Raw genomic sequence first — 12,989 nt, 5'->3', positions numbered from 1 at the left:
CCCGAAGCCGCCGCACCCCCTCCCGGGTGCGGCGGCTTCGTCGCGCCCGCCCGCCGGCCCATCGGCACTCGGGCGCGACCGGGACGCGGTGGGTCCCCGGCGGGCAGACCGTCGACCGCGGAGCCGACGGCGGTGACCGAAACCCGACGGCCGGTGACAGGTGACCGGTCAGGCGGGCCGGGGCGGGAGCGGCAGCGGAAGGGCGGGCAGGCCGTCGATGCTGGTGACGACGAGCGGCTTGCGCTCGCAGTAGGCGCCGAACTCCTCCTCGTCCTTGCGGTCGAAGTACCGCGCGTGCAGGTCACGGTCGGCGCGGTAGTCCATGAACGGCACCGCGTACCCGCAGGAGTCGCTCACCCGCTCGGCCCTGACCAGCACGATCGCCCGCAGGCCCGACCCGTCGGCCGCCGGGTCGAACCGGCCGAGCAGCCCGGCGAAGCGCGGGTCGTCGCGGAAGACCGGCTCGCCCCGGCCGTGCACCCGCACCACGGTCGGCGGCCCCTCGAAGGAGCACCACATCAGCGTGATCCGGCCGTTCTCCCGCAGGTGGGCGACGGTCTCGGCCTGCGAGCCGCCGAAGTCCAGGTAGGCGACGGTGAGTTCGTCGATCACCACGAGGGTGCCGGAGCGGCCCTTGGGCGAGAGGTTGACGTGACCGTCGGAGGCCAGCGGCGCCGTCGCGACGAAGTAGACCGGCTGGCTCTCGATGAACCGCCGCAGCCGGCCGTCGATGGATTCGTACTGCTTTCCCATGTGCGCGATTCTGCCCGCATCCCGGCCGGCAAGAAAGGAAGATCCACCGCATGAGACGCCCCGGGCAGGGCGGCGGGAGCGGGCGGGCGGACCCTAGAATGACCCGTGCACATGTCACCCACCCGGCCGAGCACGGGAGTTGAGATGGCCCGGAGCACCCTCCCGACGAACGCACCGGAGACGGTCCTCGGCACTCCCGCCGCTCCGCTGCGCCGGTACGTCCTCGGCTACCGCGGCTACCGGATGGACCTGCGCCGGCCGCGCCGCCGCCTGGAGGTCCCCACGGACGTGGTCACGGTGGCCCTGGCCTTCGAGGGCAGCATGCGCCTCACCGACGCCGTCTCCCCCGCGCCCGCCGCCTCCTTCGGATCGGTCGCCGCAGGGCTGCGCCGCACCGCCACGATCGCCGAACACACGGGCGTCCTGCACGGGCTGGCCGTCTCGCTCACCCCGCAGGGCGCGTTCCGGGCGTTCGGGTCGCCGGCCGGCGACCTCGGCGGGCAGTGGGCCGAACCCGGGGACCTCCTGGGCCCCCGGCTGCGGGCACTGACCGACCGGCTGGCCGACACCCCGAGCTGGCCCGCCCGGTTCGCCATGCTGGACGGGTACTTCGCCGCGCTGTTCGCGTACGGCCCGGACTGGGAGCCGTCCGTCCTCTGGGCCTGGCACCAACTGCGGCGCTCGCACGGGCTGGTGCCGATCCACGCCCTGGTCGAGGGCACCGGGTGGAGCCGCCGCCGGCTGGAGCTGCGCTTCCGCGAACACCTGGGGCTGGCCCCCAAACAGGCCGCCGGAATCCTCCGCCTCCAACACACCCTCGGCGTCCTGGCCGCCCGGGAGGACCACCCCACCGGCGCCGACCTCGCCACCCTGTGCGGCTACTACGACCAGTCCCACCTGGACCGGAGCTTCCGCGGCATGGTCGGCTGCTCCCCCCGCGAGTTCCTGGCCTCACGCGGCGGCACCGCCCTTCCCGCCCCCACCGACCGGGTGGCGGGCCGGGTCACCAGCGCCGTCCTCGACCCGGGCGCCGCATGAGCGGACGCCACCACGCGGAAGGGGCGCCCGTCACGGCAGCGGCGCGAGCGACCGCGCCGCGTGCGCATTCGTACAAGACGCGCGGCGGCCCCGTCCGGCACCCTTCGAAGGATCCGGCCGGTACGGGGGTCCGGCCGGTCACGGGCGCGCGAACGGGGCCGGGGCCCGGGTCGGAGACCGACCGGGCCCGGTCACCGCGTCGGGTCACTGCTTCATGTAGACGCTGTCCATGAAGTCGATGATCTGCTGGTCCGTCAGTCGCTGGCCGTCGCGGTGGCCCATTGCGAGGTCGGCCTCGCTGATCATGCCCACCAGCCGCTCGCCGTCGATCACGGGGATGCGCCGGATCTGGTGCTGTTCCATCTTGCGCAGCACCGCTTCCATACTGTCGTCGGCGCGCACGCAGTGCAGGTGGCCGGACAGCTCCATCGCCGTCATCGAGGACGGGTCCTTGCCCTCGGCGACACATCGCAGCACGATGTCGCGGTCGGTGATGATGCCCTTCAGCTTCTGGTCGTCGCCGCAGATCGGCAGCGCGCCCACGTTCTTGTCGCGCATCATCTTCGCGGCCTCGGCCAGCGTCTGGTGGGCGCCGATGCACTGGGCGCCGGTGTGCATGATGTCTCGGGCAGTGGTCACGGGGACTCCTTCGTCGGTGATTCCCCCCGCTTCCCCCCGGGCGGCGCTCCCCCACACGCTCGACAGGGGCGCGAACGGGGTGACCGCGCCCTCACCATAAGCAACACCGCGCCGGTCCGCGACCGCGCGGAGGACGGCCGGCGGCCCCGGTGGCGGTGGGCCCGCCGCCGCGAACCGGCCCCCGGCCGCGGGGACCGCCGATACTGGGAGCGTGACCACGGACGCAGCCGAGCACGACGCGGAGCCCCTCCGCGAGGTCCCCGACGCACCGGTCGACGGGTACGTCGACGAGGCCGTCCGAGCCCGGCCCGCGACCGCGTTGCGCCCGTACGTGGCCTGGTACTCCGGCTACCGGCAACGCGGCCTGGCGCCCGCCGTCCACCGCGGGCTGCCGTCCCCCCACCTGACCTTCATCCTGACCCTCGACGAACCGCTGGTGATCGCCGAGCACCCCGACCCGGCGCAGCCGCCCGGCAGCTATCCGACCCTGCTCGGCGGCCTGCACACCACCCCCGCGCTGATCACCCACGCGGGCGCCCAGTCCGGCGTGCAGATCGCCGTGCACCCGCTCGCCGCCCGCGCCCTGTTCGGCCTGCCCGCCGGGGAGTTGGCCGGGATCGACGTGCCCGCCGACGCGGTGCTCGGAAAGCTGGGCCCGCGGCTGCAGGAGCAGCTGCGGTCCGCGCGCGACTGGGAGGAGCGGTTCGCCGCGCTGGACGGGGCGCTGCTGCGCGCCGCCCGGCCGTCCGGGCAGGTGCCGCCCGAGGTCGGCTGGGCGTGGCGGGCGCTGCGGCGCAGCGGCGGTGCGCTGCCGGTGGCGGCGCTGGCCCGGGAGACCGGCTGGAGCGCCCGGCACCTGCAGGAGCGGTTCCGCCGGGAGACCGGGCTGAGCCCGAAGGCCGCCGCCCGGGTGATCCGCTTCGACCGGGCCCGGCACCTGCTCGCCTCCGCCGACCCGCCGACCCGGCTGGCGGAACTGGCCGTGCGCTGCGGGTACTTCGACCAGGCGCACCTGGCGCGCGAGTTCCGCGCGCTGGCCGGGGCGGCGCCGAGCGCCTGGCTGGCGGCGGAGGGGCCGTCGGCGGAGCGGTTCCGAAACGTCCAAGGCGGGGCGGCCGGTGCGGCCGCAGAGTGGGAGGCGTAGCGGACATCCGCACGGTCCCGAGCCCCGATCCGAGGAGAGAAGCCATGGACGCCACCGAGACCCCCGCCCCGCAGGTCTGGCCCAGCCTGCGCGCCACCGACGCCCGGGCACTGATCCGCTTCCTCGTCGAGGCCTTCGGGTTCCGGGAGGTCGTCGCCTACGGCGAGGGTGATTTCGTCGCCCACGCCGAACTGGCCTGGCCCGAGGGCGGCGGCGTGATGCTCGGTTCCGACCGCGAGTCGCCGGAGGGCGCCGAGCTCTGGGCGGGCAAGCCGGGGGGCTTCACCGCCTACGTGGTCACCGCCGACCCGGACGCCGTGCACGCCCGCGCGGTGGCCGCGGGTGCCCGGATCACCACCGCCGTGCACGAGACGGACTACGGCTCGCGCGACTTCGCCGCCGCCGACCCGGAGGGCAACCACTGGTATTTCGGCACCTACCCGGGCGCTCCCCGGCCGGCCGCGGGATGACCCGGCGCCCGGGCCCGTGAGGGGGACGCCGGTGGAGCGGGTGCAGGGGACCCCGGAGGAACGGCTGGAGCGGCTGGAGCGGCTGCGGGCGCTCTGCCTGGCGCTGCCGGAGGTCGACGAGCGGGTCAGCCACGGGGAGCCGGCCACCGGGACGGTCCGGCGCCGGACCGGGCTTGGATCGATGACCTGGTCGCCGACCCCACGCACCGGTCGGCCCCGGGCGCCGGCCGTCGAACCGGGGCAGACTGGCTGCGGGGGCACCCACCGGAGGCTTCGGAGACGGACCGTGCCGCAGATGACGGTGGACGGGCGCACCCTCGCCCTCTCCCACCTCGACAAGGTGTACTACCCGCGCACCGGCACCCTCAAGGGTGAGGTGCTGCGCTACTACGCCGCTGTCCACACCGCCCTGCTCCCCCACCTGCGCGACCGCCCCGTCTCCTTCCTGCGCTGCCCGGACGGCGTCGAGGCGGAGGTCTTCGTCGCCAAGAACCCGCCCCCGGGCACCCCGGACTGGGTGCGCACCGTCGACGTCCCGAGCAACACCGGCGAACTGCGCCAGGTGGTGCTGGAGGACGGCGCGGCGCTGCTGTCCCTCGCCAACCTGGGCTGCCTGGAGCTGCACGTTCCGCAGTGGCACGCGGCCGCGCCCGCCCTCGCCGACCGGCTGGTCCTGGACCTCGACCCCGGCGAGGGCGCGGACGTCCTCACCTGCCGGACGGTCGCGCTGCTGCTGCGCGAACGGCTCGCCGCGGACGGCCTCACCGCCTGGGTGAAGACCTCCGGTTCCAAGGGCCTGCACCTGATGGTCCCGATCGAGCCCACGCCCGGCAGCCGGGTCTCCGCCTACGCGAAGGCGCTGGCCGCCGCGTTGGAGGCCGAGCACCCGGAGCTGGCGGTGCACACCATGGCCAAGGCCCGGCGCCGGGGCCGGGTGCTGATCGACTGGTCGCAGAACAACGTCAAGAAGACCACCGCAGCGCCGTACACCCTGCGGGCCCGGCCGCTGCCGACGGTCTCCACCCCGCTGTCCTGGGCCGAACTGGAACGGGCGGGCGGCGAGCCGGAGCTGACCTTCACGCTCGCCGAGGTCCCCGACCGGCTGGCCGCCCACGGCGACCTGTTCGGCCCGCTGCTGGACCCGGAGCGGGCCCGGCCGCTGCCGCCGGCCCCGTCGACGGCGCCGCACCGGCCGGCCCGGCCGGGCCCGGCGAAGCCGGCGGACGCGGCGCAGGACGCACGGCAGGACACGTCGCCGGACGCGCCGCGACCGCGCTCACCGCAACCACGCCCGGTCCTCGCCCCGCCCATCGAGGTGATGCGCCCCGCCGCCGTCACCGCCGTACCGCCCGCCGACGGCCTGGGCGGCGGGGGCGTGCAGTACGAGCTGAAACTGGACGGCTTCCGCTGCGTCGCCTTCGCCCGCGGTGACCGCCCACCGGTCCTCCAGTCCCGCACCGGCCGTGACCTCGCCCCCGAGTTCCCGCCGATCGCCGCCGCCGTCGGCCGGCTGCCCGAGGGACTGGTGCTGGACGCCGAACTGGTCGCCTGGCGCGACGGCCGGTTCGCCTTCGGCGAGCTGCTGCGCACGCGGCAGGCCCGGGCCGCCGCCCCGGACGTCGTACTCGGCCTGATCGCCTTCGACCTGCTGGCCCTGCCCGGCCGCGACGTCCGCCGGCTCCCCCTCACCGACCGCCGCCGGCTCCTGCTCGCCGCGCTGGCCGACGTCCCGCCGCCGATCCGGCCCGTGCTGGCCACCACCGACCGGACGGAGGCGCTGGAGTGGATGGAGCGGCTCGCCGACACCGGGGTGGAGGGCCTGGTCTGCAAGGCCTCCGCCTCGCCCTACCGGCCGCGCGGCGCGGGGCGCGCCTGGGTCAAGTACCGGCGCACCGACACCCTGGACGCCACCGTCCGCGCCGTCACCGGCCCGACCGCCCGTCCCCACGCGCTGGTCCTCGAACTCGACGACGGCCGCGTCCTCCTGACGACCCCCCGGCTCACCGCCGTCCAGTCCCGGGAGGTCGCGGACCTGACCCGGCCGCTCCTCGGCCCGGCCACCACCGACCCCGACCACGGCCCGGTCCGACCCCTCACCGGCCCCCTCCGCGCCGAACTCACCCTCAGCGGTCGGCCGCCCACCGCCACCTTCGTCCGCCTGCGCGGCGACTGACGGCGGGGCCCACCGGCCCGAGGCCGTCCGGGGCGCAGCCCGCGCCGAAACGCCCGGGCCTACCTCCGCCACGCCGCAGCGCCCCGCCCTACCTCCGCCGCTTCGCCCACGCGTGGGCGAACTCCGTCACGAACGCGTCCTCGAAGAGCGGCAGGTCGCCCGGCTTGCGGCTGGTGACGAGCGGGCCGGGGCCCTCGTGGCAGACGTGAACCGGCTCGTCGACCCAGTGGGCGCCGGCGTTGACCAGGTCGGTGCGCAGGCTGGGCCAGGAGGTGAGGGTGCGGCCGCGGACAGCGTCGGCCTCGATGAGGGTCCAGGCGGCGTGGCAGATCGCCGCGACCGGCCGGCCGGCCAGGCAGCAGGCGTGCACGAAGGCGACCGCCGACCGGTCCAGCCGCAGGTGGTCCGGGTTGGCGACGCCGCCGGGCAGGACCAGGCCGTCATAGTCCGCCGGGTCCGCTCCGGCGACCGGGGCGTCCACGGCGAAGGTGTCGCCCGGGGCGTGGTGCCGGACGGCCTGGATCCGCCCCTCGGCGGTGGACAGCAGGCGCGGCGTGCCGCCGGACTCGGCGACCGCCTGCCAGGGGGAGGTCAGTTCGGACTGCTCGACACCGTACGGCGCGACCAGGAAGGCGATCGTCCGGCCGGTGAGCGTGGTGGACGGCCAGGGCACGGGTCGGCCGCTCAGCGCGGACGGGGCGCGGTCAGGTCGACCGCGGCGGGCGGGGCGGAGCTGAGTCTGGCCCGCGGGCAGTCGAGGTGGGCGGCGCGTTCGAGGTGGTCGACCCGGGCGACCAGGCCCACCGGGACGATCACCCGGGTGCCCGGTACCCAGGGCTCGGCGTCGACCAGCAGGTGGTCCCCGCCGTCCTGCTCGACCCGGCCGACCGGGCCGTCGGTGGCCTGCACCTCGTACCCGACCAGGCCGAGGTCGGCGGCGGGGTGGGAGCCCGGTCGGTGCTCCCACAGGTCGGTGCTCATCGCCTCACGTCCGTTCGCCTCACGTCCGTCCTCATCGCGTCACGCCTCCGGCCGGTCCCAGGGCCGCCGTTCACGGCGTTCACGGGGCTCCTCCAGCTCCGCGGCCTCCGCCCGGCCGGACCGGGAGGCGCTGCGGCGGCGCAACAGTTCCGAGGTCGCGACCGCGGCCGCCACGGTGGCCGCCCAGACCACCCCCAACGCGGCCAGCACGGCCGGGGTCGGGGTCCGCGCGCCCACGCCGAGGCAGATCGCCGTCATCACCAGGGTCGTCAGCACCACCCCCGCCGTGACCCGGCGCCCGACCGCACCGAGCACGCGCCGGACCCGGCTGGGCCGCTTCGCACCCATGGTGCTCAGCCTCCGGTCGAGCTTGGCGTCCTGGCGCAGATCGGACTCGATCTCCTCGAGGAGCCGCCGCTCCCATCCGCTCAATGCGGGACCGTCCATCTCGGTCACCTCCGACACTTCCGGTGACGTGCTCGCACCCGGCGGGTTGCCCGGCGCGGGCCGGCGCTAACCGTTCCGGGGACCACCTGTTCCGGCGCCCACGGGTCCGAAGGCCCGGGGACGGGCGAGCAGGCTGTCGTCCAGGACGCGCAGCAGCGCGGCCGCGTCGCGGTGGACCTCGACCGCACCCGCCGCCCGCAGCTCCGGGCCGGCGTCCCCGCCGGCCTCCAGGGCGACGCAGGGCACCCCGGCCCGGCGCGCCGCCCGTACCTCGCGCACGCTCCCGGCGACGGCCACCGCGTGCGAGGACCCGCCGTCGACCAGTTCGAGCGCGGCACGCACCGGATCGCCCCCGGGATCGGCCACGGTCAGGGCAGGGGCCCCGGCGGGACCGGGCCCGGTCAGCACGACCGTCCAGCCCCGGGCCGCGCACTCGCGCAGCAGCTCGGCCCCACCCGGCAGCGCGGGCCGCCAGTCGGTTCCGAAGAGAGCCGCCGAGATCACCGTCATGGCCACCGCTTCCGTTGGAAGGCCACGCACCGTACGCGCCCTTCCAGGTTAGGCCGCTCCCCCGCGAGGCGCGCTGCCTGCCGGACCGGGAGGCCCGGCCCCGTGCTGCCCGGGGCCGACGGCGGTACCGGGTTCACTCCTTCCCGGGCTCACTCCGTCCCGGGTGCACCCGCCAGGAAGTCGGTGACGAGCCGGGCGAGCTCGGCGGGGCGTTCCTCGGGGACGAGGTGACCGCAGCCCGGCAGGACGACCCCCTGAGCCTCCGGGGCGAGGCGGCGAACGAAGTCGATCATGTGCTGCCCCGGGGAGTGCTCCCCGGCGACGGCCGGGACCGGGATGTCGAGCGGCCGCCGGGCCGCTTTGCGGACCTGTCCGGCGCTGACCCAGGTGTTGACGTGGCACTCGCAGCCGGAACGCACCGCGGGGCGCTCGGTCTCCCCCCAACCGCGCAGGTCGGGGGCGATCACCGGGTGCTCCCGCGCCGGCACCGGGATCAGGTGGCGCCACTCGTACCAGGTCTGCGGCCGGCCGTGGAGCAGGACCACCGGGTCCCCGGCCCCGCGGAGACCCAGTGCATCCGTATCCCGTTGACCTCGCCGTGGTGGTGCCGGATCGCCATCGCCCGTTCCTCACGTTCCGCCAGAAGCCGCTGGAGCACCGGCGATCGCAGGCCCCGCCGGCCCTCCGGGTCAGCCGAGGTCCGGATCCGGGTCCGAGGCCAGTCGGGCGTGCAGGTGTTCGTCCTGGTAGTCGCGGCCGTCGAAGCGCCAGGAGGCGCGCAGGGTGCCCTCGTACGGGAATCCGGCGCGTTCGGCGACCCGGCAGGAGCGGTCGTTGCCGACGGCGTGGAAGAGCTCGATGCGGCGGGCGTCGGCGGTCTCGACGGCCCAGCGGGTGACGGCGGTGGCCGCGCGGGTGGCCAGGCCGCGGCCGCGGGCGGCGGCGAGCAGCCAGTAGCCGACCATGGCGATGCCGTCGGCCTGGTTGTTCCAGCGCAGGAAGGCGTTGCCGAGGAGGGTGCCGCGGGCGGCGTCGGTGACGGCGAAGGCGGCCATGGTGCCGTCGGCCCAGTGGGCGTCGCAGCGGTCGAGGTAGGCCTCGGCGGCGGCCTGGTCGGCACTGGAGAGCGGGTTCCAGCGGGCGATGTCCGGGTCCGTCGACGCGGCGACGAGTGCGGGGACGACGCCGCCGGGCACGTCGAGGCCGCGTCCCCAGGGTCGGAGCAGGGCGTCGCCGAGGTCGAGGACGGCGGGGCGGAAGACGCGCCCGTCGGTGGGGGAGTCGCTGATGGTGGTCACCCGGTCTTCCTATCCCCCGCGCCCCCGCTCCCGCCAGCGGTTTATCCGGGTTTCGAGCGGGCCGTCCGGGTGCGAGGATCGGCCCGTGATCGAGCTGCTGACGGCCCACACGGCCGAGTTGGAGCACGCCGTGCTGACGGAGGCGCGGGAGTTGCTGATCGGGGTCTTCGAGGGCGACATGACCGTCGGGGACTGGGAGCACGCGCTGGGCGGGGTGCACGCGCTGCTGATCGAGGACGGGGTGTTGATCGGGCACGCGTCGGTCGTCCAGCGGCGGATGCTGCACGGCGACCGGGCGCTGCGGGCCGGGTACGTGGAGGGCGTCGGGGTGCGGGCGGACCGCCGGGGGCGGGGGCACGGCGGTGCGTTGATGGACGCGGTGGAGCGGGTGGTCCGGGGCGCCTACGAGGTGGGGGTGCTGGGCTCGTCGGACGAGGCGGTCCCCTTCTACCGGCGGCGCGGCTGGCAGCCGTGGCGCGGGCCGCTCTGCGCGATCACCCCGGGCGGCCTGCGGCCGACTCCGGACGAGGAGGGCGCGGTGTTCGTCCTGCCGGGTTCGGCGCCGCTGGACCTCGACGGCCGGCTGGCCTGCGACTGGCGCGACGGCGACGTCTGGTGACCGGAGGGGCGGTTCGCGTGCCCTTCGTGGCCGGTTCTGCACCGGGCGGTCGGATCGTCGGATCGTCCGTCATCCTGTTCCGGGGCGGCCCGGCGGACCCGGGGTGCGGCGCTCACCGCCCCGGCGCTCACCGCCCCGGCGCTCGCCTCCCCGGCGCTCACTTCCCCGGCGCGACCCGCCCGAGCAGGTGGAGCAGCCGGTCGAGGGCGTCGTTGGAGTTGGGCTCGGTCAGGTTGACCATGAGCCGGAACGCCACCTTCAGCAAGGCCGGGTGGCCGAGTCCGGCGGCCCCCGCGGTGCCGAGCAGCCTGGGGCGGCCGAGCAGGTCGGCGGCCAGCCGGCCGAGGGCGAAGTAGCCGGCGTAGGCGGACCGCAGGGCCTGCGGGTAGGCGCGCAGGGCGAGTTCGCGGCCGCGGTCGGTGCGGCGGGCGAGCGCCTGGACGACGGTCTCGGCGGCGAAGCGGCCGGATTCCATCGCGTAGGCGATGCCCTCGCCGGTGCCGGGGCTGACCGTGCCGCCCGCGTCGCCGACGAGCAGCAGGCCGTCCGCGTAGTGGGGCCGGCGGTTGAGGCCCATCGGGAGGGCGGCGCCGCGGATCGGCTCGGTGACGCCGTCGGGGGTGTAGCCGTACGCGGGCGGCAGGTCCTCGCACCAGCGGCGCAGCAGTTCCCGCCAGTCCACGTCGGTCTTGGCGGTGTCGAGGACGCCGAGGCCGACGTTGGCGGTGCCGTCGCCCATGCCGAACACCCAGGCGTAGCCGGGCAGCAGGCGCCGGGCCGGGTCGTCGGGGTCGCGCAGGTCGAGCCAGGCCTCCAGGTAGCGGTCCTCGTGGCGCGGGGTGTGGAAGTAGGTCCGGTAGGCGACGCCCATCGCGCGGTCGGTGCGGCGGTAGCGCTTCATGGCGACGGACAGCCGGGTGGAGTTGCCGTCGGCGGCGACCACGACCGGGGCCCGGTAGGTGACGGGCAGGCGTTCCTCACCCAGCTTGGCGGTGACGCCGGTGATCCGGCCGGTCCGTTCGTCCACCACGGGGCCGGCCACGTTGGCGCGTTCGACCACCCGGGCGCCGGACGCGGCGGCCTTGCGCGCGAGCAGTTCGTCGAAGTCGGCGCGGCGGCGGACCAGTCCGTAGCCGGGGAAGGCGGAGAGCTCGGGCCAGTCGAACTCCAGGGAGCGCCGCCCGGAGACCAGTCGCAGGCCCCGGTTGTGCAGCCAGCCGGCCTCTTCGGAGACGTCGATGCCGAGGTCGGTCAGCTGCTTGACGGCGCGCGGGGTGAGGCCGTCGCCGCAGACCTTCTCGCGCGGGAAGGCGGACTTCTCCAGCAGCAGGACGTCCAGGCCGGTCCGGGCGAGGTGGGCGGCGGCGGTGGAACCGGCCGGGCCGGCACCGACCACGATGACGTCGGCGCTCTCCTCGGCGGTCTGCTCTGGGCCGGGCATCGCACTCTCCCACGGGTCGGGTCGGCTGCGCAGGCAGCGGAATCGGCGGACTGGGCGGTTCCAGACGGACGATAGAGAAACCTGGCCCCCGCCCGCCGCCCCGACACGCAGGCCGTGCCCGGGGACCGGTCAATACCGGCCACCTCGGCGCGGTGGTTTCACCCACCGGGGCGGGGCCCGGAGTTGACCGTCACCGGAGGTCGCACCGGCTGGAGTGCACACGAAACCATGACAACCGGGTGATCGGATCGTTGTAACGAACTACGTGGATCAACCGTACACAGCAGGGCATTTCAGCCAAACCTCCCTTGCGTCACGTTTCTCTCTGCGGGAACTTTTGTGCCTCTCCCGTCGTACGGCACCGGCTCCCGCCGAAACGGCCGACCAGAGGCTCCCTCCCACTGCGCAGGCTCGTCCCGGCCTGCCGTACCCGATGGAACCGCCATGCACATCCGCTCCACCGCCGCGCGCTCCCTGGTGGCCGTCCCGACCGCCGCCGCCCTGATCCTCCTCGCGCCCGCGGCCGCGCACGCCGTCGCCGGTGGCGGCGGCAAGGGCGGCGCCCCCGGCAACAACGGCACCGTCAAGATCCACGACGCCGCCACCGGCCAGGAGGACGTCCGCAACGAGCCCAAGGTCTGCACCTTCTACCTGGACTCCTTCGGCTTCGACGCCGACCAGGACGTGATCTGGGCGATCACCACCGTCGGTGGCGGCCCCCAGGAGAAGCTCGTCGCGTACGGCGACCTCCCGGTCGACGGCCACGGCCACGTCCGCACCGAGGACATCCACCTGCCCGACGGCCACTACAAGCTGTACTGGCAGTCCGTCGAGCTGGTCGACGGCGAGCTGCCGAAGGACACCAAGCTCGACAACCCCAAGCAGAAGGTCTTCAAGGTCGACTGCGGTGGCGAGACCCCGGCTCCGACCGGCAAGCCCTCGCCGACCGTGACGCCGACCCCGACCAAGACCCCGTCGAGCAGCCCGACCTCGGTGCCGACCACCCCGTCGCACAGCCCGTCGACCCCGGTCGTGACGCCTCCGGTCACTCCGCCGGTGACGCCCCCGGCCACGCCGAGCGCCACCGCGAAGCCGTCCGGGACCCCGTCCGCGACGCCGACCACCCCGGTGGCCACCGCCCCGGCGACCGGTGCGCCGACCGGCGCCCCCACCGAGGTCCCGAGCGAGGGCCCGTCGACCCCGCCGACCGCCACCGTGCCGGTGCACAAGCCCACCACCGACACCCCGGTCAACCCGGCCCAGCCGATCCCCGTGCCCACCAAGGTCAGCGTCCCCACCCCGATCCCGGGCGCCCCGGACGGCAAGAAGCTGGCCAGCACCGGTAGCGACGGCACCCTGCTGTACGCGGGCGCCGGCACGGTCCTGCTGGCCGCCGGCGCGGGCGCGGTGGTCTACTCCCGCCGCCGCCGCACCTCCTCCTGAGGCCCGGGGCCTCCGGGGCACCCTCCCGGAGGC

Annotated in this window: 15 protein-coding genes and 1 pseudogene; 7 read left to right on the top strand and 9 right to left on the bottom strand. The window is 75.6% G+C overall.

Going from position 1 to position 12,989, the window contains the following annotated elements; all coding sequences use genetic code 11:
• Positions 1–168: 168 nt before the first annotated feature.
• On the bottom strand, positions 169–753 hold the full coding sequence (locus ACFV04_RS33345; protein WP_380534577.1) for a pyridoxamine 5'-phosphate oxidase family protein: 585 nt from the start codon (positions 751–753) through the stop codon (positions 169–171).
• Positions 754–897: 144 nt separating this feature from the next.
• On the opposite strand from ACFV04_RS33345, the gene ACFV04_RS33340 reads away from it, so the two are divergent.
• On the top strand, positions 898–1,791 hold the full coding sequence (locus ACFV04_RS33340) for a helix-turn-helix domain-containing protein (RefSeq protein WP_380534576.1): 894 nt from the start codon (positions 898–900) through the stop codon (positions 1,789–1,791).
• Positions 1,792–1,995: 204 nt separating this feature from the next.
• Here ACFV04_RS33340 and ACFV04_RS33335 read toward each other — a convergent pair whose 3' ends face one another.
• The gene (locus ACFV04_RS33335; RefSeq protein ID WP_380347934.1) at positions 1,996–2,430 is read right to left on the bottom strand and encodes a CBS domain-containing protein; all 435 of its coding nucleotides are present in this window, start codon (positions 2,428–2,430) and stop codon (positions 1,996–1,998) included.
• 211 nt (positions 2,431–2,641) lie between these two features.
• On the opposite strand from ACFV04_RS33335, the gene ACFV04_RS33330 reads away from it, so the two are divergent.
• From ACFV04_RS33330 to ACFV04_RS33315, 4 genes and pseudogenes are all read left to right on the top strand, one after another.
• Positions 2,642–3,574, top strand: a complete 933-nt coding sequence (locus ACFV04_RS33330) for a helix-turn-helix domain-containing protein (RefSeq protein ID WP_380534574.1) — start codon at positions 2,642–2,644, stop codon at positions 3,572–3,574.
• A 44-nt stretch (positions 3,575–3,618) separates the two neighbouring features.
• Positions 3,619–4,044 (top strand): VOC family protein, encoded by a 426-nt coding sequence (locus ACFV04_RS33325; protein WP_380534572.1) that lies wholly within the window; start codon positions 3,619–3,621, stop codon positions 4,042–4,044.
• A gap of 295 nt (positions 4,045–4,339) precedes the next feature.
• A pseudogene (ligD, locus tag ACFV04_RS33320) lies at positions 4,340–5,209 on the top strand (non-homologous end-joining DNA ligase); the annotation flags it as partial.
• Between the two features lie 153 nt (positions 5,210–5,362).
• On the top strand, positions 5,363–6,217 hold the full coding sequence (locus ACFV04_RS33315; RefSeq protein WP_380534593.1) for a DNA ligase: 855 nt from the start codon (positions 5,363–5,365) through the stop codon (positions 6,215–6,217).
• A gap of 88 nt (positions 6,218–6,305) precedes the next feature.
• Here ACFV04_RS33315 and ACFV04_RS33310 read toward each other — a convergent pair whose 3' ends face one another.
• The 6 genes from ACFV04_RS33310 to ACFV04_RS33285 form a co-directional block, all read right to left on the bottom strand.
• On the bottom strand, positions 6,306–6,890 hold the full coding sequence (locus ACFV04_RS33310; RefSeq protein ID WP_380347928.1) for a type 1 glutamine amidotransferase domain-containing protein: 585 nt from the start codon (positions 6,888–6,890) through the stop codon (positions 6,306–6,308).
• A gap of 11 nt (positions 6,891–6,901) precedes the next feature.
• Complete coding sequence (locus ACFV04_RS33305; protein ID WP_380347926.1) at positions 6,902–7,198, bottom strand: PRC-barrel domain containing protein; 297 nt, start codon at positions 7,196–7,198, stop codon at positions 6,902–6,904.
• A gap of 39 nt (positions 7,199–7,237) precedes the next feature.
• A complete protein-coding gene (locus ACFV04_RS33300; protein ID WP_380347924.1) occupies positions 7,238–7,645 on the bottom strand; it encodes a DUF3040 domain-containing protein in 408 nt (135 codons plus the stop codon).
• Positions 7,646–7,711: 66 nt separating this feature from the next.
• A complete protein-coding gene (locus ACFV04_RS33295) occupies positions 7,712–8,155 on the bottom strand; it encodes an HAD family hydrolase (RefSeq protein ID WP_380347922.1) in 444 nt (147 codons plus the stop codon).
• 149 nt (positions 8,156–8,304) lie between these two features.
• Positions 8,305–8,700 (bottom strand): alpha/beta fold hydrolase, encoded by a 396-nt coding sequence (locus ACFV04_RS33290; protein WP_380534569.1) that lies wholly within the window; start codon positions 8,698–8,700, stop codon positions 8,305–8,307.
• Positions 8,701–8,844: 144 nt separating this feature from the next.
• A complete protein-coding gene (locus ACFV04_RS33285) occupies positions 8,845–9,453 on the bottom strand; it encodes a GNAT family N-acetyltransferase (protein WP_380534567.1) in 609 nt (202 codons plus the stop codon).
• A gap of 85 nt (positions 9,454–9,538) precedes the next feature.
• On the opposite strand from ACFV04_RS33285, the gene ACFV04_RS33280 reads away from it, so the two are divergent.
• Complete coding sequence (locus tag ACFV04_RS33280) at positions 9,539–10,072, top strand: GNAT family N-acetyltransferase (protein ID WP_380534565.1); 534 nt, start codon at positions 9,539–9,541, stop codon at positions 10,070–10,072.
• A 157-nt stretch (positions 10,073–10,229) separates the two neighbouring features.
• On the opposite strand, the gene ACFV04_RS33275 is transcribed toward ACFV04_RS33280, so the two are convergent.
• Positions 10,230–11,513, bottom strand: coding sequence for a geranylgeranyl reductase family protein (locus tag ACFV04_RS33275; RefSeq protein ID WP_380534564.1), 1,284 nt, complete (start codon positions 11,511–11,513; stop codon positions 10,230–10,232).
• Between the two features lie 444 nt (positions 11,514–11,957).
• Here ACFV04_RS33275 and ACFV04_RS33270 point away from each other — a divergent pair, with 444 nt between their 5' ends.
• Positions 11,958–12,956 carry an LPXTG cell wall anchor domain-containing protein gene (locus tag ACFV04_RS33270; protein ID WP_380534562.1) on the top strand — a complete coding sequence of 333 codons (999 nt, stop codon included), beginning with the start codon at positions 11,958–11,960 and terminating at the stop codon, positions 12,954–12,956.
• Positions 12,957–12,989 lie beyond the last annotated feature (33 nt).

Origin of the sequence: Kitasatospora sp. NPDC059599 (genome assembly GCF_042735125.1) — a bacterium.
Taxonomy (GTDB): Bacteria; Actinomycetota; Actinomycetes; order Streptomycetales; family Streptomycetaceae; genus Kitasatospora.
Note: the sequence above shows the minus strand (reverse complement) of the source record. Positions and strands in the feature narration are given on the sequence as shown.